This is a genomic window from Ideonella flava, from assembly GCF_051857595.1.
Classification (GTDB): domain Bacteria; phylum Pseudomonadota; class Gammaproteobacteria; order Burkholderiales; family Burkholderiaceae_C; genus Ideonella.
The window spans coordinates 434,721-460,368 of record NZ_JBPZHD010000002.1 but is presented as its reverse complement, the minus strand read 5'-3'; the positions used below and the strand labels follow the sequence as shown (position 1 = coordinate 460,368).

General features: G+C 67.2%; 28 protein-coding genes. 6 read left to right on the top strand and 22 right to left on the bottom strand.

The window, feature by feature from the left end:
* Positions 1-74 precede the first annotated feature (74 nt).
* The 6 genes from ACS5PM_RS05820 to ACS5PM_RS05795 form a co-directional block, all read right to left on the bottom strand.
* Positions 75-1,586 carry an alpha/beta hydrolase-fold protein gene (locus tag ACS5PM_RS05820; RefSeq protein WP_439386442.1) on the bottom strand — a complete coding sequence of 504 codons (1,512 nt, stop codon included), beginning with the start codon at positions 1,584-1,586 and terminating at the stop codon, positions 75-77.
* Positions 1,587-1,618: 32 nt separating this feature from the next.
* Positions 1,619-2,827 carry an acyltransferase family protein gene (locus tag ACS5PM_RS05815; protein ID WP_439386440.1) on the bottom strand — a complete coding sequence of 403 codons (1,209 nt, stop codon included), beginning with the start codon at positions 2,825-2,827 and terminating at the stop codon, positions 1,619-1,621.
* A gap of 382 nt (positions 2,828-3,209) precedes the next feature.
* The gene (locus ACS5PM_RS05810; RefSeq protein WP_439386438.1) at positions 3,210-3,668 is read right to left on the bottom strand and encodes a hemerythrin domain-containing protein; all 459 of its coding nucleotides are present in this window, start codon (positions 3,666-3,668) and stop codon (positions 3,210-3,212) included.
* A gap of 94 nt (positions 3,669-3,762) precedes the next feature.
* On the bottom strand, positions 3,763-5,238 hold the full coding sequence (locus ACS5PM_RS05805; RefSeq protein ID WP_439386436.1) for a sulfatase family protein: 1,476 nt from the start codon (positions 5,236-5,238) through the stop codon (positions 3,763-3,765).
* Between the two features lie 98 nt (positions 5,239-5,336).
* Positions 5,337-6,299 carry a hypothetical protein gene (locus ACS5PM_RS05800; RefSeq protein ID WP_439386434.1) on the bottom strand — a complete coding sequence of 321 codons (963 nt, stop codon included), beginning with the start codon at positions 6,297-6,299 and terminating at the stop codon, positions 5,337-5,339.
* A gap of 161 nt (positions 6,300-6,460) precedes the next feature.
* The gene (locus tag ACS5PM_RS05795) at positions 6,461-7,474 is read right to left on the bottom strand and encodes an extracellular catalytic domain type 1 short-chain-length polyhydroxyalkanoate depolymerase (RefSeq protein WP_439386432.1); all 1,014 of its coding nucleotides are present in this window, start codon (positions 7,472-7,474) and stop codon (positions 6,461-6,463) included.
* A 283-nt stretch (positions 7,475-7,757) separates the two neighbouring features.
* Between ACS5PM_RS05795 and ACS5PM_RS05790 the strand changes: the two genes are divergently transcribed.
* On the top strand, positions 7,758-8,120 hold the full coding sequence (locus ACS5PM_RS05790) for a hypothetical protein (RefSeq protein WP_439386430.1): 363 nt from the start codon (positions 7,758-7,760) through the stop codon (positions 8,118-8,120).
* 104 nt (positions 8,121-8,224) lie between these two features.
* Here the strand turns inward: ACS5PM_RS05790 and ACS5PM_RS05785 are convergent, their stop codons facing one another.
* The 9 genes from ACS5PM_RS05785 to ACS5PM_RS05745 are packed head-to-tail and all read right to left on the bottom strand — an operon-like array spanning position 8,225 to position 17,901.
* Entirely contained in the window at positions 8,225-8,653 is a 429-nt protein-coding gene (locus tag ACS5PM_RS05785; RefSeq protein ID WP_439386428.1) for a bacteriohemerythrin, read from the bottom strand.
* Positions 8,650-9,270, bottom strand: a complete 621-nt coding sequence (locus ACS5PM_RS05780; RefSeq protein WP_439386426.1) for a glutathione S-transferase family protein — start codon at positions 9,268-9,270, stop codon at positions 8,650-8,652. Before ACS5PM_RS05780 ends, ACS5PM_RS05785 begins: the two co-directional genes overlap by 4 nt.
* 13 nt (positions 9,271-9,283) lie before the next feature.
* Positions 9,284-10,042, bottom strand: coding sequence for an SDR family NAD(P)-dependent oxidoreductase (locus ACS5PM_RS05775; RefSeq protein WP_439386424.1), 759 nt, complete (start codon positions 10,040-10,042; stop codon positions 9,284-9,286).
* A 35-nt stretch (positions 10,043-10,077) separates the two neighbouring features.
* The gene (locus ACS5PM_RS05770; RefSeq protein WP_439386421.1) at positions 10,078-10,845 is read right to left on the bottom strand and encodes a ThuA domain-containing protein; all 768 of its coding nucleotides are present in this window, start codon (positions 10,843-10,845) and stop codon (positions 10,078-10,080) included.
* A 9-nt stretch (positions 10,846-10,854) separates the two neighbouring features.
* Complete coding sequence (locus ACS5PM_RS05765) at positions 10,855-11,391, bottom strand: VOC family protein (protein ID WP_439386419.1); 537 nt, start codon at positions 11,389-11,391, stop codon at positions 10,855-10,857.
* 17 nt (positions 11,392-11,408) lie between these two features.
* Positions 11,409-13,862 (bottom strand): efflux RND transporter permease subunit, encoded by a 2,454-nt coding sequence (locus ACS5PM_RS05760; RefSeq protein ID WP_439386417.1) that lies wholly within the window; start codon positions 13,860-13,862, stop codon positions 11,409-11,411.
* Positions 13,859-14,899 carry a WD40/YVTN/BNR-like repeat-containing protein gene (locus ACS5PM_RS05755; protein WP_439386415.1) on the bottom strand — a complete coding sequence of 347 codons (1,041 nt, stop codon included), beginning with the start codon at positions 14,897-14,899 and terminating at the stop codon, positions 13,859-13,861. The genes ACS5PM_RS05760 and ACS5PM_RS05755 overlap by 4 nt, the downstream gene beginning before the upstream one ends.
* On the bottom strand, positions 14,889-16,265 hold the full coding sequence (locus tag ACS5PM_RS05750; protein WP_439386413.1) for a DUF1329 domain-containing protein: 1,377 nt from the start codon (positions 16,263-16,265) through the stop codon (positions 14,889-14,891). Before ACS5PM_RS05750 ends, ACS5PM_RS05755 begins: the two co-directional genes overlap by 11 nt.
* Before the next feature lie 16 nt (positions 16,266-16,281).
* Entirely contained in the window at positions 16,282-17,901 is a 1,620-nt protein-coding gene (locus ACS5PM_RS05745; RefSeq protein WP_439386411.1) for a DUF1302 domain-containing protein, read from the bottom strand.
* A gap of 519 nt (positions 17,902-18,420) precedes the next feature.
* Between ACS5PM_RS05745 and ACS5PM_RS05740 the strand changes: the two genes are divergently transcribed.
* The gene (locus tag ACS5PM_RS05740) at positions 18,421-18,882 is read left to right on the top strand and encodes a CE1 family esterase (RefSeq protein ID WP_439386409.1); all 462 of its coding nucleotides are present in this window, start codon (positions 18,421-18,423) and stop codon (positions 18,880-18,882) included.
* Here the strand turns inward: ACS5PM_RS05740 and ACS5PM_RS05735 are convergent.
* The 6 genes from ACS5PM_RS05735 to ACS5PM_RS05710 all read right to left on the bottom strand — a co-directional run bounded on the left by ACS5PM_RS05735 (position 18,852) and on the right by ACS5PM_RS05710 (position 22,506).
* Entirely contained in the window at positions 18,852-19,190 is a 339-nt protein-coding gene (locus ACS5PM_RS05735; protein WP_439386407.1) for a hypothetical protein, read from the bottom strand. The two genes, ACS5PM_RS05740 and ACS5PM_RS05735, sit on opposite strands and share 31 nt — an antisense overlap.
* A 185-nt stretch (positions 19,191-19,375) precedes the next feature.
* Positions 19,376-19,597: a glycine zipper domain-containing protein gene (locus ACS5PM_RS05730; protein WP_439386405.1), complete on the bottom strand. Its 222-nt coding sequence runs from the start codon at positions 19,595-19,597 to the stop codon at positions 19,376-19,378.
* 7 nt (positions 19,598-19,604) lie between these two features.
* The gene (locus ACS5PM_RS05725; RefSeq protein ID WP_439386403.1) at positions 19,605-19,940 is read right to left on the bottom strand and encodes a BON domain-containing protein; all 336 of its coding nucleotides are present in this window, start codon (positions 19,938-19,940) and stop codon (positions 19,605-19,607) included.
* 80 nt (positions 19,941-20,020) lie between these two features.
* A complete protein-coding gene (locus tag ACS5PM_RS05720) occupies positions 20,021-20,899 on the bottom strand; it encodes an OmpA family protein (protein WP_439386401.1) in 879 nt (292 codons plus the stop codon).
* Positions 20,896-21,291, bottom strand: coding sequence for a DUF4398 domain-containing protein (locus ACS5PM_RS05715; RefSeq protein ID WP_439386399.1), 396 nt, complete (start codon positions 21,289-21,291; stop codon positions 20,896-20,898). Before ACS5PM_RS05715 ends, ACS5PM_RS05720 begins: the two co-directional genes overlap by 4 nt.
* 243 nt (positions 21,292-21,534) lie before the next feature.
* A complete protein-coding gene (locus tag ACS5PM_RS05710; protein ID WP_439386397.1) occupies positions 21,535-22,506 on the bottom strand; it encodes a sensor histidine kinase in 972 nt (323 codons plus the stop codon).
* Between the two features lie 318 nt (positions 22,507-22,824).
* Between ACS5PM_RS05710 and ACS5PM_RS05705 the strand changes: the two genes are divergently transcribed.
* From ACS5PM_RS05705 to ACS5PM_RS05695, 3 genes are all read left to right on the top strand, one after another.
* Complete coding sequence (locus ACS5PM_RS05705) at positions 22,825-23,544, top strand: Crp/Fnr family transcriptional regulator (RefSeq protein ID WP_439386395.1); 720 nt, start codon at positions 22,825-22,827, stop codon at positions 23,542-23,544.
* Between the two features lie 177 nt (positions 23,545-23,721).
* The gene (locus tag ACS5PM_RS05700; protein WP_439386393.1) at positions 23,722-23,907 is read left to right on the top strand and encodes a hypothetical protein; all 186 of its coding nucleotides are present in this window, start codon (positions 23,722-23,724) and stop codon (positions 23,905-23,907) included.
* On the top strand, positions 23,904-24,257 hold the full coding sequence (locus ACS5PM_RS05695) for a DUF1488 family protein (RefSeq protein WP_439386390.1): 354 nt from the start codon (positions 23,904-23,906) through the stop codon (positions 24,255-24,257). Before ACS5PM_RS05700 ends, ACS5PM_RS05695 begins: the two co-directional genes overlap by 4 nt.
* Position 24,258: 1 nt before the next feature.
* Here the strand turns inward: ACS5PM_RS05695 and ACS5PM_RS05690 are convergent, their stop codons facing one another.
* Positions 24,259-24,912, bottom strand: coding sequence for a hypothetical protein (locus ACS5PM_RS05690; protein ID WP_439386388.1), 654 nt, complete (start codon positions 24,910-24,912; stop codon positions 24,259-24,261).
* An 85-nt stretch (positions 24,913-24,997) separates the two neighbouring features.
* Between ACS5PM_RS05690 and ACS5PM_RS05685 the strand changes: the two genes are divergently transcribed.
* Complete coding sequence (locus ACS5PM_RS05685) at positions 24,998-25,492, top strand: M48 metallopeptidase family protein (RefSeq protein WP_439386386.1); 495 nt, start codon at positions 24,998-25,000, stop codon at positions 25,490-25,492.
* Positions 25,493-25,648: the final 156 nt, after the last annotated feature.

The window sequence follows — 25,648 nt, the reverse complement described above, 5'->3', positions numbered from 1 at the left end:
CGCAGTTTGCTCTCGCGGGTACCTGTTCGACAACGGCGCGCCCCCATGGACGCCTTTGCTGGCCGCTGCGCAGGTCAACGCTTGCCATACAGGCGTTCAAGCGGCACGGGGACCACTTTCTCTGTTTCGTCGGTTGGAACGACATATCGCAAGTTCAAGAGCGCGCCGCCCGCCTTCTGAAAATACTCCATGCGGATCGGGTAGAAGCCCTTCTCCAGGGGAATCAAGTAGCTTTTGGAGTTTCCGCCGCCATGCAAGCCGTCGTACGAAATGAGCAACTGGTCGCCAAGGAAGAGTTTCGATCCGTCGTCCGAGTCCAGCGCAAAGACATAATAGCCAGCATTCTGGATTTCAATGAAACCCTCGAAGAGGCAGGCGAAGTCGGTTTGGCGCGGAAGCTTGTCGAGGGCAAAATCCTTGTCTGCCGCGCCGGATCGGACGGCTGTCAACCCACCGAAATCGGGCAGCGCGTCCCATTGACCCTCGAAATACGAGTAGTGCAAACCGCCCGGCTTGGCATCATGGGGCGGGGCACCTGGGCGGGGCGCATTCCGGAGTTCGAACCGGCCGACCGTCGTCCTGTTGTGCCGGTCATGGCGGCCCACCACCTTGGCTGAGACCTGTGCGCTGTTCGTCAGCGTGATTTCTTGCGGCATCTTCGCCGACGCCGGTGTGGGTTCGCTGCCGTCGGTCGTATAGCGCACCAAATCGGAGGAGCCCACGTAGTAGATCTTGTAGGGCTGATCCTTGAGGACGATGCCGTTCATCGGGTGGAACTCGACCGCCTGGTCGCTGTAACCCTCGTAGAAATACCTCAGGCCATCGTAGATGCCCTTGAGCCTGACGGAGCCGTGGGTCTCGCCTGAGTAGGCCGCGACCTTCCAATTCAGGTCCTTGGGAGCCTTGGCCTTCAGGAGGGATTCCATGTCGGCAATCCCCATCTGCTGGAGACCCTCGCCCTCACGCCCGGCGATGAAAAGCGATTTGCCGGGCTGAGACACGGCGCCCAGCTTGTCGCTGGCGAACTTCTTCATGTAACCATCCCCCCACCAGAAACTCGGGTCGATGGCGAGGTAGGCATTGAACAGTTGCGGCTCGGCAAGCAATGCATACATGGCGAACACGCCGCCAAAGGAGTGTCCGAACAAGATGTTGTTGCCGTTGGACGGATACGACCTGTTGACGTAGGGGATGAGTTCGTTCTTGAAGAACGACAGGAAGTGGGCCGCGCCGCTCGAGGCTGCGGTCGCGGTCGCGGGCAGCATGTCGCGATCTCGGTGGGTGTTGAAAACAGCCACCATGATCATCGGCGGCAGATGCGCTTCGGCCTGGGCAAACTGCTGTATCGCGGAGATGGATTTCAGGTTCGAATCGCCATCCAGGATGTAGAGCACGTCGTATTTTTCTTCCGAGCCGGGCCGGTATTTCTCCGGCAAAAGCACCTGGAAGACGCGCTCCTCTTTCAACAGGCCCGAGTAAAGTGAATCGCGCGTTCCGGGCAGATCCTGTGCCGCGGCCTGGGTGCAGGGCATCAGCAAGGCAGCGATGAAGAACGCAAGACGAAGCAACGAGGCTGGCTTTTTCATGGAAGGAAGCACTGACTTATCGCACCATGCTCTCAATCGCGGGAGCGAACGAAGGTGAAGCGCCGCTTCACCCGCAAGAACGGTTCTTCAAAACCACGATACAGCAGCGAGGCAAAGAACACCGTGGCGGCAAAGGCGACGAGCGCGCCGAAATGGTCCCGCCAGCCACCTATACCCAGGGCGTCGGCGGCTTCGGTCAGCTGCGGCTTGAATTGGTCGTACACCAGCCAGAAGAAGAAAATATGGATCAGGTAGAGGCCATACGAGATACGACCGAGATAGATCAGCGGCGTTGGCAGAAACCGCCTTGGCGTACCCAGCAGGCTGATCAACATCAGCGCCGCACCGGCCAGGACCAAGGGCCAGCCCGCCAGACTCTGGGCCACGGTAGACCTGGGAAAATCGGCCTTGATCCCGAAGACAAGGAATGCGACCAACCACAGGGCGACCGCGAGGGCCAGCAGGCCGACTCTGACCGCGATATGCCAATCAGGCTGCCGGCCACGCAGGAGCAGGGCCAGCAACATGCCGCCGGCGAAGAACTGGAACTGAACGAAGCTGTTGGTCCATTGCCCACTGAAACCGGAGGTGGGGGTAAAGCCTTGCGCGTAGTAGATGATGACGCCGTACGAAACGACAAGCACGGCCAGGTTGACCGCCACCAGCGCCCGGCGTCCGAGCAAGGCCAGGAAAGGGATGACGATGTAGAACTGCTCCTCCACCGACAGGCTCCACATCGGATTGACGGGATACTCGATCCACCCGTGGAAGGTGATGTACCAATTCCCGGCAAACAGCATGAAGAAGAGCCATTTTGTCGCAGAATCGGCGCCGGCTCCGGGCAGGAAATTATTCAGAAAGACCAGGCCGAAAAACACCAGAAAATACAGCGGCCAGATCCTCAATATCCGCCTCACGTAGAAGGCGCGAACCTGGATGCCACCGGTCATCACCCGCTCGCGCTCCAGCAACTCGGTGATCAGGAAAGCGCTCAGGAGAAAGAACACCGGAACGCCATAAACACCGATCTGCGAAATCGCGTAGAGCCATGGGTGCTCCTTGCGACCAAACGGCGCCAGATCGTTTCGGTGCGCCACGAAGACGAACATGAACGCCATGAAGCGGAGCACGTCCAGTTCAGGGCGATAGAAGCGGACCGCTGAGTCTCGAGAGGCCTGCGAGTGGAGTGCCTCCTCTTCGCGTGCTCGTGGCGACTCCAAGGTCGCACCAGCGACTCGCATCAGGCCTTCCCCCTCCATCTCTCTTTCCCTCCTCGACTTGGCGGTGAGCGGCGTATCAGCGCTTGGCGGTGAGCCTGGAGAACGTCAACGCATTCTTCGAATCGGCCACGTCACGGGCAGAGCCAGTGGCCCGAGCACCACGAGACGCGCCCCTTTCGCAGCGGGTTGCCGTCGGTCGTCCGCGCCGTTGACCTGGAGGTCACCGGAGTTGAGGGGAGCAGCGGCTGGTGGCTGGCTCCTCTGCGCAAACGAAAGCTTCAACGCGGTGGCGACCCGAATTATTCGTTCATGCGTCGCACGAACTAAGTAGGAGAAGCACTTAGCCAGGACCAGCGCTGGGCTTTCGAGGATGACCAGGGCCGCCTTCGATCCTCCACCGCGCTCACCGCTGCGCCGCCACCCCCACCATCCTCTCGTAGTCCTTCCGGTACTGCGCCGCCAGCCGCACCTTCTGCGCGTCGCTGAGGAGCTTGCCCGACACCTGGAAGAACTTGGTCTCTTCTTCCTTCAGGTGGTGCCGCACCTTGTGCACCAGCTCGCTGGCCTTGGGGCCCCAGGCCTCGCCGGAGGAATCGAGCGCGCGGAGGTCTTCGACCAGTTCGTCCATGTCATGGTGCTCGGCCAGGGCGTGGCGGGCGCTGTTCAGGCCCATGTCGAACATCAGGATCGGGACGTAGAGGTATCGCTCCTCCGCCGCTGCGTGCGCGGCCAGCTCGATGCGCAGTTCGCGGAACAGGGCCTCGCGTTTGGCGGGGTTGCCGGCCAGCGTTCGCACCATGCTGCTGCACAGACGTCGCTGCTTCGCGTGGCTGGCGCGCAGCTCGTCGTAGATGTTGGTCATGGCGATCGCCTCGGATGGGTAGGAGGACCGTTTGTAGCGCCATGTGCGACGTGCCCGATGCAAGACCTCACGCCGGCATCCGTGTGAGACCCGATCAGGGGGCACGCTCCTCGGCCTTGCGCAGGGCATCCCCCGAAGCGTTGCGCAACGCGCCCAACCACGCAGCCATGCGAGCCTTGAGCTTCGCGTTGGCACCGGCATAGCGGTTCTTCAATTGATCCGGGTCGACCAAGTCGTTGTAGAGCTCGAACTCGCCGGTCCGGTATTCGATGTAGGTGTGGCCGTCCGCGGTGCGCAGGCCGGTGAAGTTGGTGACCGCGACCGCGGCGATTTCCTGTGCGTCCGGCGGCTCGCGATGGCCTTCCCTGAACGGGGGAGTGGTCGTGACCTCCTGGTGGGCCAGCAGCATCACCTGCCGCCAGGGAACGGGTGTCTGGCCGCGCAGGAAAGGCACCAGCGACCGCCCGTCGATCCAAGGCGGAACGGCGACGCCCGCCAGTTCGGCGAAGGTGGCGGCGTAATCGACATTGGCGCTGAACGCATCGACGACACGCCCTATCGGCACGCCTGGCCCGCGCACGCTCAGCGGTACGTGGATGTCCTCTTCGAAGCCGGACATCTTCCCCTGGGGCAGGCGGTGCTGCCCTTGGTGAAAGCCGTTGTCGGAGCTGAAGAACACGTAGGTGTTGTCCAGCTGGCCGGTGGCCTGCAGGGTGTCCATCACGCTCTTGACCAGGTCTTCCACCGCCAGCAGCGATTGCCGCCGATGGCGGTAGGCGAGGTCGACCTCGGCGATCTGCTGCTTGTTCAGCACGGGGAGATGGCGCACCCAGGCGGGCTTGTCGCTCACGTCGGCTTCGTTGAACGAGGGCGTGTGCGGCACGTGGATGCCGGGGAAGGCATCCGCATGGCGCGGCGCCGGCACGGCCGGCATGTGGGGCGCGAAGGTGGCGATATAGGCGAAGAACGGCTGGCCGGCATGCTCCCGGACCGTGCGGCTGATGAAGCTCGTGGCCTTGGCCGAGAGTACGTCCGTCATGTAGTCGGCTTCGGCGCCGCCGTAGGCAAAGGTCTGTCCGTTCTCGTTCAGGGTGTAGTTGAAGCCCTTGTACGGAAACCCGCCATTGGCCGCGTACCACTCCGTCCAGCCGGGTGGCACGTAGTTCGGCGAAGGAGCCGTGTCCGGGTAGCCGTTGAGGTACTTGCCGAACAGCGCGGTACGGTAGCCGGCATCCTTCAGCCAGGTCGCGATGGTCGAGGACTCGACGCCCTTGGCATAGGCGCCTTCGAAGCCGCCGTCCGGGGGATAGTTGCTGATGATGCCGGAGTTGTGCGCGAACTGGCCGCGCAGCGTCGAGACCCTGGACGGGCAGCACAACGACACGTTCACGTAATGTCGATCGAAGCGCGTGCCGTGGTCGGTGATCAAGGCCTGCACCTGCTCCATGGTGGCCGCCGCAGCCGCATCGAGGTCGTCCGTCAGGATGAAGACGATGTTCGGTGGCTGGGCGAAGGCCGCGCCCGCCAAGTTGAGGAAGAGGACGATCAAGCCTGCAAACAGCCGCGACATTTGAAATCCTCCTGTGGACCGGACCTGCCGGGGCGAGGCGTCGCCCGCAGCGCACGCATCACGCGCCCGCCTTCCCAGGCGGGCGCGCGGTGAGACGATCACTGGTTGACGAAGACGGCCACGCCCTGTGGGAAATAGGGGTGGAAATCGGTGTTGCCGCCGCCGAAGTCGGTGCTGATCAGCTTCCTGTGGCTGCCCGCCGCATCGACCATCTCGAGCGAATAGATCAGGTAGTTGCCCAGCACCTGATTGGTCGCCAGCGAAGTGCCCACGGTCAGCGTGCTGGCCGTGAGGCCGGCGCGATTGCTGATGCCGCTCATGGTGAAGGTATTCGTGTTGCCGGCGATGCAGCTGCCGCTGCCCGCCAGGCAGAACATGAGGCGCCCGCTGTATGAACCGGAGATGGCGCCATTGCCGCTGTCGGTCATGCTGATGCGCGCGTTCACGAAGGGCGGCGTGCCTGGCGGCATGCCTTTCGGCTCCTTCGACAGGCGCACGATGGGCGTCTGGATCGTGCCGCTGGCGAGCGCCGGCGGGACGATGTCGTAGCCGCCGCTGTTGCTCACCTGGAACCGGTGATAGCCGCCGATGGCGTTCAACTGCGACTCGTTGTACGACACCGAATTGCCCGCTGCATCCGAGGCGGTCAGGCTGTAGATGGTCCAGGTGCCGGGTTCGGCAAACCTGAGGAACGGCGGCTCCGAGAACGGCGAAGCGCCTATCGAGATCTCGGACTGCACCTTGGTGCGCGGCAAGGGAATGCTCTTCTGGCGCGTCACGTGATGCATGCCGGACGGCGACCTGAAGTCGACGACGAACGAAGCGACGCCGGAGAGGTTGTCGGTGAGCGTGATCGTCGCTGTGATGTACTGGTTGGTGGCCTGCGCATTGACGCTGCCGGTGACGTCCACCTTCTGCAGGATGGGCGGCTGGAAGTCGAGTTCGTCGGGCTGTGCAGGTGCCGAGTCCTGCGCAAGCGCAGGGGCTGCACCGGCCGCCGTGAAGATCCACGGGAGGGCGCGCGCCGCGCGCCGAAGAACCATCAAGCCTTGACTGGACATGATCTACCCCCACTGGTTGACGGGAGCCGGATCGTTGCGACCGATCGGAACATCCCGATATCCCCAGCTCAGGGGGTGCGACGGCCCTTCGCACCCCTAGATCAGTCGGTTTTGCTGGCCACCCCGGCGACAGCCGAGGCGAGCAGGTGCGCTTCGCAGGCTCACCCCTCGGCGCGAAACTGCCTGGCCGCAAAGGCCCACGCCATGCGCGACGCATCCGGACCTTGGCCGTCACTGAAAGCCTTGCTCGCGGCGCCACCACTCCACGCGTGGGCCAGGCCCTGCACAGCGACCAGCGTGGCCACCGTGCTGCCCTGGCGCTTGAAATCGGTGATCGACATCGGGTAGCGCCGGCCTCTGCGCACGCTGCGAACCTGGCCCGCCCGTGCCCCTGCTGCGCGAGCCCACGCCTGCGCCGCGGCATGGCCGTTGTGGGGCGAGACCACGGCGTCCGCATCGCCGTGGATCACCAGCAGGGGGGGCCAATCGGTGTGCATGGTGCCCGGCGTGGCGACCAGGGGCTTCGTCGGGCGAAGGCCATGCATGGCGCCCAGCGCCGACAGGGTGGAATGCGCAGTGCCGGGCGGGATGCCGGAATGCATCACCACCGCCTTGAAACGCCCCGGGTGGCGGGTGACCAGCAAGGCCGCCATGCTCGCACCGGCCGACAGGCCAGCGATGGCGACGCGCGCCTTGTCCGCCGGATGCAGCAGGCAGACCTGGTCGATCGCCCTCATGATCAAGGCGGCTTCTCCATAGGCACGGCCGCTGCTCGTGTCGAACCAGTTCCAGCAGCCCTGCCCATTGGCCAGACGGTCCTGCTCGGGGTAGAGCACCAGGAAGCGTTCGCGCATCGCAAGGCGGTTCATGCGCGTGCTCGCAGCGAAGCTGTTGGCATCCTGGCCGCACCCATGCAGCATCACCATCAGCGGCAGCCGCTCGCCGAACTGGACCCCTGGCGGGCGATAGAGCCGGAAGCGCCTGACCCCGGCCGCGCCCATCGCGACGCCGGGGATCCACGCACCGGCCCCCGGTGGCGGTGTGCGCCTGGCCACCACCGGCTTCAAGGTCTTGGCGAGTACTTGGGCACCGGACGCAGTGGCCGTGCGTGTCATCGCCACGAAACTGCGCTCGAAGCTCTTGGCCCAGGAGGACGTGCGTGATCGCCTTTTCATGCAGGGCATTCTGCACGGGCACTTCCCGTCGGCCTCGGGTTGCACTCTATTGCAGTCATATACCCGTAGGGCTATGCAACCTGCCATACTGAGCTCGATTGTCTTGCCCGTGCGCAGACAACCCATCGCCCGGCAACTCGGCTCCCGAGTTGTCGTCTGGTGCCCTTCCAGCTCGTGTCCGGCCTCTCCATGAGGGCGTTCGCAGACCGATGGCACCCCCTCAGACGCAGGTCCGCAACATCCCGTTGTTCAACCCTGCCTGCGTCCCATTCCAGGAAGCACCATGCAAGACACCCTCATGCAAACCCAGGCCCAACCCTTCGTCAAGCTGGCACAGGCCAACATGGAGCTGCTGACCCGATTCTCGACTTCACCCGAGGTCACCGCGCAGGCCAGCGCCAACGCCAGCCAGTTGTTCCAGCAAGCCAGCGAGTCGGCGATGAAGCTCATGCAGTCGGGTGCCTTCATGCATCTGTTTCAGGGCATGCTCAAGAACTACACCGAGTTCCTCGCCGAACTCAGCCAGAGTGGCATGGCGATGTGGAGCCAGGGTCAGGCCGCGATGACCCGCCAGGTCGAGGAAGCGTCCGCAAGCGTCATCGATGCGACCGAAGCTCGCGGTCGACGCACGCGACAGGCCGCTTGATCGGCCCTGAGCCCTGGCGATCCAGGCCTCTGCCGAGATCGTGTCGCCACGCGTGGGCACGGTCTCGGGCACGATGAAGAAGCTGGTCCTGGGCGGGCGGCTGACTACCCATGGTCAGCGCAAACATGCCGTCGCAGCACCACCGGCGCACCCCCATGCCGCCGCTTGACCAGCCAATGCGCCAGCGCCGAATCCAGATGCGCCACATGCCCGGGGAACCAGCGCGCCAGCTCCTGCGCAAAGCGCCGGCCGATGGCCACGTCGCCCTGTTCCACCATCGCGATGACTTCGCGCGCCGACGCGACCACCTTGGCGTGCTCGTCCGCATGGCAGCCGGCGGCGGGGAAGTCGCTCTCGGCCATCTGACTGTCCTCGTCGGCGAAGTGCGAACTCGCGTGCGCGACGAAGGCCTGCAGCCGGTCACCCAGCGCCGCATCGCTGGAGCTCATCAAGGCACCGATCAGCGCGACCAGCTCGCGATGCTCGGCGTCCATGGCCGGGTGGCCGAGCAGCAGTTCGTCGCTCCAGATCATGCAGTCGCCTGTGCGCTGGGCCGCTCGGCCATGCGCTGATGCCACGCGGCCAGGTGCTGCAGCGCCGGGTCCAGGCCCTGTCCGACGAGAGCACCGAATTCCACGAAGCTGTAGAGCATCAAGTCAGCCAGCGTCAGCGCCAGGCCGGCAATGAAGGGTCGACCATCGGCCATCTGCTTGTCCAGCCAGGCGAAGCCCTCGCGGGCGGTGGCCTTGAGGTCGTCGGCAGCCTGGGGCAGGCAGTGCACGCGATCCTTGAACAGGCCCAGGCCCTCGGCGCCGCGAAAGCCGTGGGTCAGGGGCTGGACGATGAACAGGTCGACGCGGCGCGTCCACATGCGGGTGAGCGCACGCGCCTCGGGCGTGGCGCCGATCAGCGGCGGGCCGGGTTGCAGCTCTTCGATGTACTCGCAGATGGCGGTGGTCTCGGCGAGCGCCTGGCCGGTCTCCAGGATCAGCAGCGGCGTGCCGCCGGCCGGGTTCAGGCCCAGGTAGGGCTCGCGCCGGTTCTCGCCGGCGAGGATGTCGACCTGCACCTCGGGCAGCTCGACCTTCTTCTCGGCCAGGAACATGCGCACCAGCCGCGGGTTGGGGCCGATGGAGGTGTAGAGCTTCATGGCACGGCCCACCTCAGAACTGCACGCGCTTGGTGTAGCCGCCGTCGATCACCAGGTTGGCACCGGTGATGTAAGAGGCCATGGGGCTGGAGAGGAACAGCATGGCCTGCGCGATGTCGGCCGGCGCGCCGAAGCGGCCCAGGGGGATCTCGCCGAGCGTCTTCGAGTAGAGCTCCGGCATCGCGCCCTGGATCATTTCCCAGTTGCCGCCCGGGTAGGCGGTGGGGCCGGGGCTGATGCAGTTGACGCGGATCTTCTTCGGTGCCCACAGCTGCGAGAGCTGCTTGCCGTAGGTGATGACGGCCGCCTTGATGGCGTTGAAGGCCTGCGGGTAGATGAAGGTCTCGACGGCCGCCGTGCTGCTCATCAGGATCACCGAACCACCACCCGAGGCTTCGAGCGCGGGCTCCAGGGTTTCGCAGCCCTTGACGGCGCCCATCATGTCGAGTCGGTAGGTCAGGTCCCAGTCGGTCGTGCCTTGCGCGCCGGACGAGCTGGCGTTGTGGATGAAGACGTCGCAGCCGCCTAGGCGATCGGCCGCACTGAGCAGCCAGGCCTGGTAGGCGGCGCTGTCGTTCATGTCCAGCGCATCGCCGTAGACCTTGCCACCGCTGGCCGAGAGTGTGGTGATGGTTTCGTCCACTCGCTTGGCATCGCGCGAGAAGAAGGCGATGTCGCAGCCTTCGGCCGCGTAGAGCTCCAGCGCCGCACGGCCGATGCCGCGGCCGCCGCCGTTGATGATGACTTTCTTGCCGCGTAGTCCGAGGTCCATGGGGCTCTCCTGTGGGAAATGAAGGGGCCGGCGGATCAACCCGCCGGCTTGGAAGACGCCTGTGCCCAGGCCAGGCCGCGCCGCAGCAGGCGATGGAACACGGGCAGGTCCCAGGCGCAGCGGTCGACGGTGGGCCAGTGGTCCATCAGCGGCTGCAGGTCGTAGTGGCCGCGGCAGTGGCCGAGCGTGAGGTAGAGCACCGCGCCCTGGCCCAGCTCGCGCAGGTACATCACCGGGTGGCGCGCATGGCGCCAGCGCGAGCGCACGAAGCCGGTGGCGTCGCCTTCGAACTCGGTGTCCAGCAGCACGTGCAGGTCGGCGTGGGTGTCGCTGAGGTAGAGCTCGTCGGTGGTCTCGAAGGGCTCGATGCCTCGCACCAGCTCGTGCGTCGGGTCGGCCACTTCCACGCGGTACGGCGCGATCGGCGGGTGGGCGATGAACTGGGTGCCCAGGATCTGCATGAAGTGCGGCGCCCAGGCAGGCGAATCGACCAGGCCGTTGTCCAGGAAGCGCAGGATGGAATTCGTGCCGTGCAGCGCGAACCAGCGGCCGCCCTGCTCCACCCAGGCCCGCAGCGCCTCCTGCTCGGCGAGGCTGGGCACCACGTCGCAGGTGTAGGTGACGAGGAAGTCGGCCGCGCGGAGGGCCTCAAGGTGGCAGTAGTCCTCGAACACGCGCACCCGGATGCGCTCGTCCTCGCCCAGCAGCTTCAGCAGCTCGAGCCGGGCGAAGTCGATGTCGTGGTACTTGCCGGAGGCGATCAGCACGCAGTCGATGCGTTTCGGATGTGCGGTCGGGTTCATCGGCGCCCCTCAACCCAGCTTGCGGACGGGCTCGCGGCCGTCCCACACTCGGCAGGCCTCGCGCATGCCGGCGAAGAAGTCCAGCGTGGCCGCGGGCAGCTCGATGATCTCGACCAGGCTGCCGGGCCCGGCACCGGTGTCCACGTAGATCACCTCGCCGCCGCCGGCCACGTGGCCCTCCTGCTCCACTCGCGCGCCGGCCTGCGCGCACACCCGGCGTGCCCGCGCCAGGTCGCTCACGGTGATGCAGACATGGTGCAGGCCCTCGCGGCCCTCGTCGCGCCAGCGCTTGTAGATCGAAGGCGCCTCGTTGTGCTGCTCGATCAGCTCGATCTGCACGTCGCCCCAATAGGCCAGCGCGATCGAGAAATCGGCATCGCAGGGCTCGCCGCGGTAGCGGCAGTCGAGCAGGCGGATGTGCTCCATCCTGAAGAAGGGGCCGACGCCCATGGTCTCGGTCCAGTGGCGCAAGGCCGCGTCGAAGTCCCTGGGCACGAAGGCCAGTTGCATCACGGGGCCGAGCTGCGAGATCAGGGGCTGGTTCATCGTGGAGTCCATTCGGGTCAGGTGGCCGAGGCGGGCACGACAGTGGTGCAACCAGCGGCCGGCTGCGTCGCCGCACGCGGCCCCTGCCCTTGCAGCAGGAAGTGCGACAACGCCGGGATGAGGACCAGCGCGCCGAGCATGTTCCACACGAACATGAAGGTCAGCAGGATCCCCATGTCGGCCTGGAACTTGATGGGCGACCAGGCCCAGGTGACCACGCCGGCCGCCAGCGTCACGCCCACCAGCCCCACCACCTTGCCGGTGAAGGCCACGGCGCGGCGGTAGGCCTCGGCCAGCGTGCAGCCGGCGCGTTGCTGCGCCAGCTGCACGCTGAGCAGGTAGAGCGCGTAGTCCACGCCTATGCCCACGCCCAGCGCCACCACCGGCAGCGTCGCCACCTTGACGCCTATGCCGAGCAGCACCATCAGCGCCTCGGCCAGGATGGAGGTGAGCACCAGCGGCAGCACCGCCACCACCACCGCCCGCCAGCTGCGGAAGGTGATGGCGCAGAGCACCACCACGGCGGCGTAGACGTACAGCAGCATGGTGCGGTTGGCCTCGCGCACGACGATGTTGGTGGCCGCCTCCACGCCCGCGCTGCCGGCGGCGAGCAGGAACTTGCGGTCGGGCGTGTCGTGCTCGGCCGCGAAGGCGCTGGCGGCCTGCACGACGCGATCCAGCGTCTCGGCCCTGTGGTCGGCCAAATAGGCCATCACCGGGATCAGCGAGCACGGCGGGTCGATGAACTCGGAGTTCCAGCTCAGCGCGTTGCTGACCTGCGCATCGATCAGGCCCTGGGTGTCGCTGATCGTCATCCACTTCGGGTTGCCCTCGAAGCCGCCGGCCGTGTAGGCGCGCACCGTGTCGGCGAGCGATGCGGTGCGCTGCACCCCGGGCAGCTGGGCCAGGCGCCAGCTCAGGCGGTCCGTCTCGGTCAGCGTCTCGAACGAACGGCACTGGTCCGGCGGCGTCTTCACCATCACCGCGAACACGTCGCTCGAGATGCCGTAGTGGGCGGTGATGAAGGCGTTGTCCCGGTTGTAGCGCGAGTCGGGCCGCAGCTCCGGCGCCCCGGCATCCAGGTCGCCCACCTGCAGGCGCTGGCTGATCGCGAAACCGCCCGCGCCGAGCAGCAGCGCCACCACGATGGCGGCAGTGGCCCAACGGCGCTCGGTGTAGCGATCGAGGCCATGCCACAGCGCCGCCAGGCCGCGACCGCGGGACTCGTCGCGCTCCTGGGCGAGGCTGCGCCGCGCCGCGGCCGGGCTCACGCCCACGTACGACAGCAGAACCGGCAACAGCAGCAGGTTGGTGAAGATCAGCACCGCCACGCCCAGGCTGGCGGTCAGCGCCAGCTCGCGGATGACCGGGATGTCGATCACCATCAGCACCGCGAAACCCACCGCATCGGCCAGCAGCGCCGTCAGGCCGGCCAGGAACAGGCGGCGGAAGGTCAGCCGCGCCGCCACCCACTTGTGCGCTCCGCGGCCCACGTCCTGCATGATGCCGTTCATCTTCTGCGCGCCGTGGCTCACGCCGATGGCGAACACGAGGAAGGGCACGAGCATGGAGAACGGGTCCAGCCCCAGGCCCAGCGTGGCGACGATGCCCAGTTGCCACACCACCGCGACCAGCGAGCAAAGCAGCACCAGCGCCGTGCTGCGCACGCAACGCGTGAAGGCGAAGATCACCAGCGTGGCCACCGCGGCGGCGATGCCGAAGAAGGCCATCACCTTCTCCAGCCCGGCTATCAGGTCGCCCGCGAGCTTGGCGAAGCCGATGACGTAGACGCGCACCTTGGCGTCCGGCGCCCCGGCATAGCGGGCACGGATGCTCTCCAGCGATTCGGAAAGGCGGCGGTAGTCCACCGGCTTGCCTTGCGCATCGGCCGCCAGCAGCGGCACGACGATCATGCTGGACTGGTAGTCGTTGGCCACCAGGCTGCCCACCACGCCGGCGCGGGCGATGTTGATGCGCAGGTCGTCGATGGACCTGGGCGAGCCGTTGAAATCGTTGGGCAGCACCGGGCCGCCGCTGAAGCCGTCCTCGGTGACCTCGACCCAGCGCACCACCGGCGTGAAGATGGATTTCATCCACGCCCGGTCGACGCCGGGCAGGGTGAAGATCTCGTCGTTGATCTTCGCCAGCGTGTCGAGGAAGGCCCGGTCGAAGATGTCGCCCTGCCTCGCCTCGACGACAACGCGCACCGAATCGCCCAGGCCCCGCAGCTGCCCGCGGTTGGCAAGGTAGTTCTGGATGTAGGGCTGGCCTTGCGGCAGCATCTTGTCGAAGCTCGCGCCGACGACGAGCCCGCGCAGCTGCCAGCTGCAGAACGCGGTCAGCAACGCACAGGCCAGCAGCAGCCACCAGCGGTGGTTGAACACCAGGCGTTCGAGGCGGTTGCCGGAGGCGGCGTCGAAGCGGGCGTCGAAGGCCGCTTCGCCCTCGGCCGGAAGGTCGTGCAGGTTCATGGTTCAGTCCCCAGCGCTTCGAGGCGCACGCCTTGCGCCCCGACCAGGCCGATGCGGCCGCCGCCCAGGGCCGCGACGCCGAAGTACGGCATCGGATGCGCGGGCTTGACCGGATGGAAGTTCTGGCCGCGGTCGCCGCTCAGGTCCAGCCCGCCGGCCTGGTTGACCAGCAGCAGGCGGCCGTCCGGCAGCGCTGCGCCACCGGTGATGCCGGCCGAGCTGCCGGTCGGGATGCGAGCCCAGCTCTTGCCCCGGTCGCCACTGCGGAAGAGGCTGCCGCGCATGCCGAACACGAGCAGCTCGTCACGCCCGGCGGTAACCAGGCCGAACAGCGTGCCCTTGTAGGGCGTGGGGATGGCGACGAAGCGCTGCGTGGCCTCGTCCAGCCGCCAGACCATGCCCTGCTCACCGGCGAGGTACAGGCCGGCAGCGCCGCCCCGGATGGCGTAGAAGTGCAGCCCTTGCGGGTTGTCCGTGCGGTCCATCCACGGCGCCCAGGTCTTTCCGCCATCGTCGGTGCGCAGGATGCGGTTGAAGGTGCCCACCACGTAGCCGGTACGCTCGTTCTCGAAGTGCACGTCCAGAAAGCTCGGCGTCCCGCCCTCGGCGCTTGCCGCCTCGCCACCCAGCTGGCGCTGCCAGGTGGCGCCGCCATCGGCGCTGTGCAGCACCACGCCGCCATGGCCCACCGCCCAGCCCTGCGAGGGCGTGGGGAAGGAGACAGCCAGCAGGTCGCTGCTGACCGGCACCGCAGCCTGGCGCCAGCTCCGGCCGCCGTCATCGGACAGCACGATGTGCCCGCGCAGGCCGACGGCGACTATGCGGGTGCCGGCCTGCGTGACGGCCAGCAGCGGGCTCAGCGCCGCCTGCGCGCTGGGCTCGGCGGGACGGTCCTGCGGGTGGGTGAAGGCAGGCGTGGTGGCCGCCACCGGCCACACCGCCAGCAGCAACACCACCAGCGTGACCGCCAAAGCCCCGGCCCGCGCAGCCCAGCGAACGAAGTCCATCACCACGCCCTCGCCGCTGTCAGCGAACACCCTCGCCCGCCAGCGCCTCGGAGGCGAAGAAGGTCTTGGGCTTGAACGGGATCGCGACCCAGCCGCCCTTGTCGGTCACGTCCTCCTGGCGGGCGTAGTTGCCGGTGGCCAGGTCCATGGTCACCCACTCGTCGGTGGAGTGTGCGGCCGTCTCGTACAGGGTGATGGGCAGCGTGTGGGTGACGCGGAAGACCTGTCCGGTCGAGTCGTAGTTGTCGGCGATGCCGACGCCGGGCAGGTCCTCGTCCCAGTACAGCGTTCGCGTCGGGTACACGTGGCGCTTGCCGGGCTTGAGCGTGGCCTTCACCTCCCACACGCGGTGCAGCTCCCAGCGCACGCAATCCGGGTTCAGGTGGTTCCTGGTGCTCATCGACACCGAGCTCGGGCATTGCCTGGGGTCGCGCACCTTGTAGCTGTTGTAGGGGATGTAGAGCTCGCGCTTGCCGACGAGCTTGAAGTCGTAGCGGTCCAGCGAGCCGTAGAAGACGGCCGCTTCATCCACCGTGCCCGCGCCGCCGCCGGTGGGGCTGGGCGTGTCGTAGGCGATGTCGGGCGCGAGCTTCACGCGGCGCATGCCGGGCAGGTACGACCAGGCGCGGCGGCCCACGTTCACCATGTCGACCGAGTCCTGCACGATCAGCTTCTCGCCGGCCTTGCGGGCAGGCTCGTTGTAGTCGATGCGCAGGCGCTCGTAGATCTCCTGCTCCGCGATCGGCGTGGTGCGCTCGGGGTCGAAGATGTCGTACTGGATCCACATCGTGCCCATGCCGGTGACGGTGCGGTTGCCCTGCGTGTCCACCACCGAGCCCGTCATGTTGGCGGACATCAATGCATACGCGTCGTACTTGAGCAGCCGGTTCCACATGACCTCGTTGCCGGTCTTGGGGAAGGGAAAAGGCATGCCGCCATGGCAGCCGGCGATCTGCAGGCCGTCGTTGACGGTCTTGCAGCCGCCAGTGGCGTTCTTCAGCGTGTTGTCGGTGAAGAACTTCGGGTAGCTCGCCGTGCGGTGGCTGGGGTAGACATCGAGGCGATAGGTGGCGTACTTCTTCAGCACCGCCTGGATGCCCGGGCTGAGCTTGTCGGCGTACTGCGCCATGTTCTTCGCGTCGATCGAGAACAGCGGCTTCTCGGCGGCGAACGGGTCGGGGCGGACGCCCGGGTTCTTGGCGTCGTAGCTGGCCGGCGGCTTGATGGGGCCGGTGTAGGCCGGGATGGTGCCGTCCTTGTTGCCGGCCATCTCGGCTCCCCACAGGGTGTGGGTGGTGCCGAGGGTCTTGATTTCTTCCGGCGTGGCGGTGGCGGCGGCGGGGCCGGCCAGGGCGAACGACAGGGCCGCCGCGATGATCGTGGGCGTGTGCTTCATGCTGGTCTCCTGGGGCTCAGAACGCGGTCTTGAAGGTGAAGGACAACCAGCCGCGGTCGTGCAGCACGGCATTGCCGCCGTTCGAATAGGCCATCTGGTTCGGCCCGATGCCGGGCACGGTGGCGAAGGGATTCGGACCGGCCGTGTAGCTGCCGAAGTAGTCGGTGTAGGCCAGGTCGAACTTGTATTTGCCCTGGTACTCGGCTCCGATACCGAGGCTCCAGCTGCCGCTGCCCTCGTTGCCGCCGAAGGGCACGGGGGAGTTGCCGGACAGGCCGGTGCTGTACGACATCGGCATCGTCAGGTCCACGCTCGGGAAGACCTGGTACCAGGTCGGCGTGGCCGACAGCGCCAGGCCCCACGCCGTGTTGGTGGAACAGCCCGCGTCCTTGCCGCCGACGGGGCAGTTGTAGTCGACGTGGCTGAAGTACGCCCCCGTGCCCGGGGTGACCTTCTGCAGCTTGCTGAAGGTGATCTCGGCCAGCAGCGTGGACGAATCGAACAGCGGCGTCTTGCCGATGTAGGCCAGCGCGTTCACCAGCGCGTGGAAGCTGTCGCCGCGGGCCAGTCCGGCCGAGCCGAAGCTGGTGTTGAGCGCGGTGTCCTTGCGGTAGACCAGCTCGCTGCCGATCGACACCCCGGCCACCTGCGTGGAGTAGCTCAGGCCGACGAGCTTCACGTCCTTGGCGTAGGCGTTGTGCAACTCGCCGAAGGCGCCGCCCGGGCTCAGCACGCCCATCACCTTGTCGTCGAACTCGCGCAGCGTCAGGCCGGCGGTGCCGTTGAGCCAGGCGGGCGACCACTTGAAGTTCAGGCCCCAGTTGCCGGCGTTGTCCGGCACGGCGTCCGGGCCCGTCTTCAGGTCGGCGTCGTACGGGATGCCGAGGTAGTTGGTGCCGGCCTGGAAGAACGGGTCGGCATAGGTGAAGTAGGTGCCGCCCTCGTAGATGCGGTAGGGCCGCCACTGCAGGAAGTACTGCGCGTTGACCGACAGGTCTTCGCTGGCCTGCAGGTGGGCCGAGATCTGGTTCAGCGGCAGGAACAGCTCCTTCGCTTCAACGCCCGGCGTGGCGAGCGCCTTGCGGAAGTCCACCGGGCCCTGCGAATAGGAGGCGCCGTGGATGGGCGTGAACAGCGCCTCGCCATAGATCACGGTGTGGCGGCCGCCCTTGAGGTCCAGCGGCATGTCGCCGAGGTCGACGCGGCCGAAGACGAAGGCGTCGAGCAGCTCGCCCGAGTGCAGGTAGGCGCGCTTGACGGGATCGGTGTAGCGGTTGTTCGGGTAGGCGGTGCCGAGGCCGGCGGCCTGGTAGGCCGGATTGCCGTTGACCTTGTCGTCGTAGGCCGCGTCGTACCAGCTCGCGCCGGAAAGCCGGAAGCCCATGCGCTTGGCGAGCACGAAGTCCAGCTCGGTCAGCAGGTCGATCCGGTTGGTGACCATGTCGCCCTTGCCGAACTTGTACTCACCGCCTTGCAGGCCCCAGGTGTCGGCGAGGGTGCGGTCGCGCTCCTCCATCCGCCAGCCGGCGTTGTAGCGCAGCGTGTTGTCGAACCGCAGCTCCGCCTCGGGGTTGCCGACGTCGATCTGGAAGGCACCGGCCGAGCCGGCCAACAGCACCGCTGCGGCGGCACCCACGAGTGACCTCGGCCGGCTCCACGCCGGTCGGTATGCAACCACTTTGCTCACGGACTTGTCTCCTGGTGGCAGTGTCGAAAGGCCCCGCGCGGGCCGTCTGCCAGCCCTGTGCGGCTGGTCGCGGCCCGTTCATTAACAAACGATCCTGTTCGTTTTTTTTAGAGTAACGCGGCGACCGGGGCGCGAATACTATCGTTGACCCTTATCAAGCTGGGGTCGGGCGCCATGGTGTGCACGATGGCGCTCTCGGCCACTCGCCCGGGTCGCCGGGCGCAGTGTGTGCGGCATCGCACAGACCTTGGCGTCGCGACGCGATAAACGTGTCTCATGCAAGAGATCGCCTGGCTCGCCCGCTGGAGGCATCGTGCCCGGCAATGGATGTGGGCAGGCCGGGCGCGTTGGCACCGCCGGCGCTTTGAACGCCTGGCCGCAGAGATGAGGCCGGCTCAGCGCTTCGCGCCGCCCGCGGTCGGGCACTTCGGCGAAGGCCGTTTCGGGACGGACGCGACAAGACGCTTCATGCTCTACGAGCCGGCGTCCCGCTCGCGCGGCCGCTCACCCCTGGTCGTGATGCTCCACGATGGCCGGCAGGATGCCGAGAGCTTCGCCGACGCCACCCGCATGAATGTCGCCGCCGAGGAGCAAGGCGTGTTCGTTCTCTACCCCGAGCAAGCGCTGTCGGCAGGCGGGCTGCGCTGCTGGAATGGGCCGTCCCTGGCCGACGGGCCACCCGGCGGCGGAGATGCAGAGTCGATCGCGGCGCTGACGCGCCTGATCACGCACCGGCACGAACTCGATACGGCCCGGATCTATGTGGCCGGCCGGTCTGCCGGGGCGGAGTTCGCCGCCGTCCTGGCGAGGGACTATCCGGGCCTGTTCGCGGCGTCCGGCGGCCCCGATCCAAGCAGGCCCGATGCCTCACGAGAAATGCTGCAATCGTTCCTGCGACATCACCTGGCAGCACCGGCGGACAGCGGCTGAAGGCCCGGGTCATGCGCCACCATCCCGAAGACATCGCGACCCGGCTGCTGCACTCCCCCCTGGACCGGCTGGACGAGCAGGCGCAGAAGGTGGCACGTCATGTCGCCGAGCGCCAGCACATTGCCCGCAACCTGGCGAAAGACAGCGGACCGGCACCCAACCGAGGGCAGCGCGCCGTTCTGTGCAACGTCCACGATGGATGGCACGGCTGCCACGTCCGCAGCGTCGCGGGCCATGCCATCCAGCGCGAAGGGATCGACGAGCTGGGCGAGGGCCGCAAAACTGGGCGTTGGCAAGGTATCGGTCATTGTTCGATCCTGGGCCACGGCCAAGCTGTCGTCGGTGCGCTGCCATACGCAAGTGCGCCCCAGGCCTTGGAGCGCCTTCGCGCCCGAGCGGCCCGAGGCCGCGGTGGAGTCGCTACTCGGCGCTCTCCATGAAAAACGGGCCACCCCGCGAAGGGCGGCCCGTGGCAAACGCCAGGATCGCGGGATCAGCGCCGGCGCGTCAGGAAGCCGACCAGCAGGCCCAGCACCGCAGCGATGCCGATCGCGCCGTAGACATGCTCGGTCACCGACCGGTCAGCGGTCAGCAGCGAACGGCGTGCCTTCTCCTTGGCACGGTTGGTCAGGTCAGCCAGGTCCTCGCGCACCTGGGGCAGCTCATCGGTGAAGCCTTCGCGCACCGTTTCGTCGTGGGCAGTGATGTCAGACATGCAGGCCTCACTTCAGACGCATGTCGTTGGTCACCGAAGCGACGCCCTTGACGGAGCGCGTGACGCTCACGGCATGGTCGATGTCGGTCCGCGAATTGACGAATCCGCTCAGCTGTACCCGGCCCTTGAAGGTCTCGACGTTGATCTCCGTCGACTTGAGCGAGGAGTCGGCCAGGATCGCGGCCTTGACGCGGGTGGTGACGACGCTGTCGTCGACGTATTCGCCCGTGCCCTCGCGGGTGGCTGTCGAAGCGCACGAAACGCTCGTCAGCGAGACGCCGGCGAACACGGCAATGGCGGCGGCTCGTTGCCACGCCGGCAGGTTGAAGAAGCGTTGGTTCATTTTGAACTCCTGGAGTGGGGGGAAAGGGATGGCCCGGGTTCGCGGGCGAGGATGGGGTGGGGGGTGGACATCGGATCGGCTCATCGCTCCTGGACCCGCCCGTCATCGCGCGACAGCACGATCTCCACCCGGCGGTTCATCTGGCGGCCGGACGAGGTCGCGTTGCTGGCGACGGGGTAGGCATCTCCGTAGCCGCGCGCGCTCAGCCGGTCGGCCGGCACGCCTTGCTCGACCAGCGCATCGCGCACCGACAGGGCGCGTCTTTGCGACAGGCCGACATTGGCTTCGCGGTCACCCTGGCTGTCGGTGAAGCCCTCGATGAGCGCGGTGCGCTTCGGATGCATCTTGAAGAAGGCGGCGAGGCGGGACAGGTCACGTTGTCCCGCACCGAGCATCTCGGAGCGGTTCGTATCGAACAGCAGATCGCCCAGCGAGACGATGTCGCCCCGGTCCGTCTGCTTGGCATTCAGGTCCTTGAGCTGCATCTCCAGGTCGGTCGAGCGCGCCCTGTCCTGCTGCGCGCCGGCCTGGGCCACGGCCAGCTGGTCCGACTTCTGCTGCGTCTTCTCGCGCGCGGCCGTCACGTCGGAGCGGGCCTTGTCGGCCACGCTGCCGGCCTTCGCCGTGGTGGTGGCCTTCTCCCAGGTCCGGGTGGCCGTGGTTTCGCGGGCGATCGCCACGCGCTGTCGAGCCAGGTAGGCGAGGTGCTCGACGTTCGGGGACCGCGCGCTCTGCGTCCAGGCGGCATCGGCCGTGCGCAGCGCCTCGCTGGCTTGCGACATTTCGGTCGGTGACAACAGCATGGCCTGCTGGTCGGCCTGCAGGGCCCGGTAGTCGGCATGGGCGCGGTCCAGCGTGCGGTTCGGCTCGGCCGTCGTCGAGCAGGCGGCCACGAGGGCCAGCGCAGCGGCGACTGCCAGCAGAGCAGGCGCGGAGCGGGACTTCATCGAGGTGTTCATTGGGGACCTCCGGCGGCCGGGCGAGCGGCCTTGTTGTCGAGTTCTTCACGCGAGGCGCGTGCGTCGAGGCGGGCCGCATCGGCGGCGCTGCGCGCCCTGATCGCCTGGGTCTTGGCCAGGGCGAACTGGGCATCCGTGTCGGCCTGCTCGGAAAGCCGCCGGGCCGCGTCGTAATCCTTGTCGGCCAGGGCCTTGCGGGCGGTGGCCAGCTTTTCGCTGGCGACGCGAAGTTCGGTCGGTGCCAGCGCCTGGGCGCCGGCGGCATGGGCCGCTTCGACCGAGGCGGTGGCCACGGTCATCTGGACGGTGGGCGGTGGGGTGGATGCGCAGCCGGCGAGAGCGATCGCCAACGCGCCTGCCGCGACGGGCAGAAGCAGGTATCGGGAGGTCATCAAAGACTCCTCAGGGGAAAGTGTGGAAGGGGTGCCGGCCACGAGGCGTGGCTTGGGGGCATGGACAGCCGATGCACCCGTGAGGCATGCAAACCCCGAGGACGATGCCGGTCGGGGCTGCTGATGCCGCACATTGAGGCCTGCATCGACGGGCGTCTGTCTGCCAGCGCACCGACTCGGGCGGCGGGGCCTCGTCCCGCGCCCGCGGCACGCGAGGAAGCCGGATCAGCGCCCCGCCGCGCCCTAGCAAGCCTGGGTCGGTGGCGCGACTTCGCTCACGGCCGTGGCCGGCAGGCTCACGACAAACTCACTGCCTCGACCGAGGCCGTCGCTGCGAACCGAGACCCGACCACCGTGCAGCTCCACCAGGCTGCGGACCACCGACAGGCCTATGCCCAAGCCGCCGTCGTCGCACGACGAAGCCTGTGCCTTCCGCACATAAAGCTCGAACACCGAAGCGATCAGGTCCGGCGCTATGCCAATGCCTTCGTCACGGATGGAGACCGCCACCTGGCCGCTGCCTTCGACCGCCAGGACGCCGATCTCGATGACTCCATTGGGCAGGCTGAACTTGGCGGCGTTGTGCAGCAGGTTGCCGAACACCTGGGTCAGGCGCACCGGATCCCCCTGCACCCAGACCGCGCCGGGCAGCCCGGTGAAGCGCAGCTGCAGGAGCTTGGTGTCGATCAGGACCTGGTTGGCGCACACGGCCGCGTCGAGAACCTCGTCGATGCGCGTCGCCTTCACGTGCAGGCGCAGCTTGGCCACGCCCACGCGGGACACGTCAAGCAAATCGTCGACCAGCCGCGCGACCTGGTCCACCTGTCGCCGGATGATCGAGACCGCCATCCGCTCGGTGACTGTCCGTTGCGCACAGGTCAACGCCAGCAGCGCCGCCGCGGAGGAGAGGGCTTGCAAGGGATTGCGGAGCTCGTGGGACAGCATCGCCAGGAACTCCTTCTGGGCGCGTGACGACCGGATCAATTCCAGTTGCTCGAGCCGGCTCAGCGGACCGGCGTCTTCGTCGACGCGCTCGACGCTCAGAACCGGCTCTCTTCGTGCGACAGCCGCCACCAGTTGAGCTACGGCCCCTGGCGCCAGACGCCAGGTGCCCGGCACAGTCCAGCCCGGGCTGGCCTCGGGGACGGTCGTGTAGTGCCACTGGTCCGACGGATCGGACGTGGACTGACTTCGCAATGGGATCTGGGCGAACATGATGGTCCTGCGCTTGCTTCGAGACACCCCGAGGCTCCCCGGCGGGGGTTCGGGGGTGGAGATCGACCCGGAGGGGATACCGGTCACGACTCCAGGTGCATCGTGCCCCGTCACACTCGGGTGTTCGGTGCGCCGGCGCACAGACCGGCACGGAGGGGGTCCACCACAACCTCGAAGGCGTGCCTGGGCGCGTCGTGACGGCTGCCGGTCTGTCCGTGGGCGCACAGATGGAGTACGCTGAACGCCCGGATCGACGCGCGTGCCGGTGGTTGCAACCACTCGTCGCACCGATCGCTGCTCCCACCGATCAGGATCTTCATGAACGCAACGACCGATCCGCGGCGGAACCAGTTGCTGGCGGCATTGCCCGAAGCCGAATGGAAACGCTGGCAGCCCCAACTGGAGTGGGCGGACCTGCCGCTCGGCCGGGTGATGTACGAATCCGGCCGGCCGTTGAACCACGTCTACTTCCCGACCACCGCCATCGTCTCGCTGCTGTACGTGATGGAGGACGGTTCGTCGGCGGAGATCGCGGTGGTCGGCAACGAGGGCATCGTCGGCATCTCCCTCTTCATGGGAGGCGAATCGACGCCCAGCCGCGCGGTCGTCCAGAGCGCCGGTGAAGGATTCCGGCTGAAGGCGGCCTCGATGAAAGAGGAGTTCAACCGCGCCGGCCCCGTGATGCACCTGCTGCTGCGCTACACGCAGGCCCTGATCACGCAGATGGCCCAAACGGCCGTCTGCAACCGCCACCATTCGCTGGACCAGCAGCTGTGCCGCTGGCTGCTGCTGAGCCTGGACAGGCTCGAAGGCACCGAGCTGGTGATGACGCAGGAGTTGATCGCCAACATGCTGGGCGTGCGCCGCGAAGGCGTGACCGAGGCGGCATTGAAGCTGCAGAAGCTCGGCCTGATCCGCTATGCGCGAGGGCACATCCAGGTGCTGGACCGGGCCGGCCTGGAAGGCCGGACCTGCGAGTGCTACGACGTGGTCCGCAAGGAATACGCCCGCTTGCTGCCCCGCCTGGCGGCCAGCTGACCGCAGGCCCTTGCGTTTTTCTGTGCGCTGGCGCACAGACCACGGCGCGGCCGAAGCCCAGGCTGTCGATCGATGGCCCGAAAGCACCCCGTTCGCAGTCCCGCTCGCCTGCAGAGCGCCCAGCGCAAGCTTTCGTCCCAAATGCTCGTGCAGGCCTGGTCCGGCGCGACCTCCCCCATGACGATCGAACAAGACATCGAAGCCCTCAAGGCCCGCATCGACAAGGTGCAGACCGACTGCGACGCCTGGCGCGTCGCCGGGCCGGAAGAGAAGTATCTCGAGGCCTACTTCCTGGTCGAGGCCCTGACCCTGCAGCTCGACAAGTTCATGAACCACCTGGCCGCCGAGCGGCCGCTGCCATGATCGACTCGCCGGAAAAGGCCGATGCCGGGGTCAGCAGCGCGGGGCCCGCCGCCGTCGACGAGCAGAGCCCCGGTCCGGGCTCTTCCGTGATCGACCCGCCCTATCTGCACGCCGAGTCGCAGAGCGTGCGCTTCTGGGTGCTCGTCGGCACGCAGTGGGTGGGCGCCATGATCAGCTGCCGCGCGCTGCACCATCGCTTCCGGCCGAATGCGATCGACGAAGACCCCCTGCACACCTACAGCAGCTTCCAGGACGACATCCACGATGCCGTTCGGCGCCGGGTGGCGGCCGGATCGCTGGAGCCGGTGATGCTGCGCGAGTACGACCTGCGTGAGGCGCCAAAGCTCTGAGCTACGGCCGTGCCTTGCGCGTCCCGATGAGGGCGAACATGTGGTCGGGCCCCTGACCCACGGGAACGCAGTCCCGCTCGGGCCGGAAGGCGACGCAGCCGGTCTCGAAGCCATCGCCCGGATTGCGCCACATCGCCGCCTTGCCCCGCAGGGTGCCGGTCGACTCCCAGCCCCATTGGCCCGACGACTCGAAATCCATGTTGACCTGCACCGAGAGCCAGTACCGGCCCGGCTTCAACTTCAGGGGTTCGGGCAAGACGATGACGAACCAGCCCCAACCCGTCTCGTCCTTTCCGGGCAAGGCGGTGTAGGCCTTGACGACGCGGCCGGGCGCCCCACCCTCGCTGCGGTAGAAGACCAGGTTCTCGGACACCGCCGGCCCCATGCCGGCGAAGTAGGTGCCCGTCACCTGGACCTTCCTGACGACCCAGACCTCGCCTGGCGGCACCACGAAATCGTCGGCCGCCTCGTCGTCGTAGGCATCGAACTGCGGCTCGAAGTTCTGCGACGTGATGCCGATCCCGGTGTCGTCGTCGTTCTGGAACCAGAGCACCGTGCCGGTTGGCACGCCGGCCAAAGGCGTTGCGGCCCAAACCGGGCAGCCGGCCATCAGCGCCCATGCCGCCGACAACGCACGCAGAAGACCGTGGGCCATGGCGTCTCCTTCCGCGGGATGACCGTGGAAAGTCTACGCGCCGCGCCTGGCCGAGGGCCACCGATCCGAGGCGGACAATCCCTCGATGACGAATCCACGGCTGCCCTACCTGGCCGGCTATCCGCCCGAGTTGATCGAGCAGGTCCGTCGGCTCGTCGCCGAAGGCCGCCTGGCCGAGCACATCGGCCAGCGTTATCCCGACACCCACGACGTCCGCACCGACGGTGCGCTCTACGACTACGTCGCCGAGCTCAAGAGCCGCCACATGCGCAACGCCGGGCCGCTGTCCAAGGTCGTCTACGACAACCGCCTGCACGTGCTGCACAACGCCCTGGGCACGCACACCCAGATCTCGCGCGTGCAGGGCGGCCAGCTCAAGGCCAAGCGCGAGATCCGCATCGCCGGGCTGTTCCGGCAGTCGCCGCCGGAATTCCTCAGGGCCATCGTGGTGCACGAGCTGGCGCACCTGAAGCAGCCGGCGCACGACAAGGCCTTCTACGCCCTGTGTGCCCACATGGAGCCCGAATACCACCAGCTGGAGTTCGACCTGAGGCTGTGGCTGACCGCGCAGGGGGTCTGACGGGCATGGAAAGGCGCCCGGCTGCTGTTGCCCTTGCCATCGTCATGGTGGCCGGGGCGATCGACGGCCGTTCGCACACGACAATCGTCGGGCAGCCGTCCCGGCTGGTGACAGGAGCGCGCCGCAATGCCATCGCGGGAGACTGAACTTGCGGCC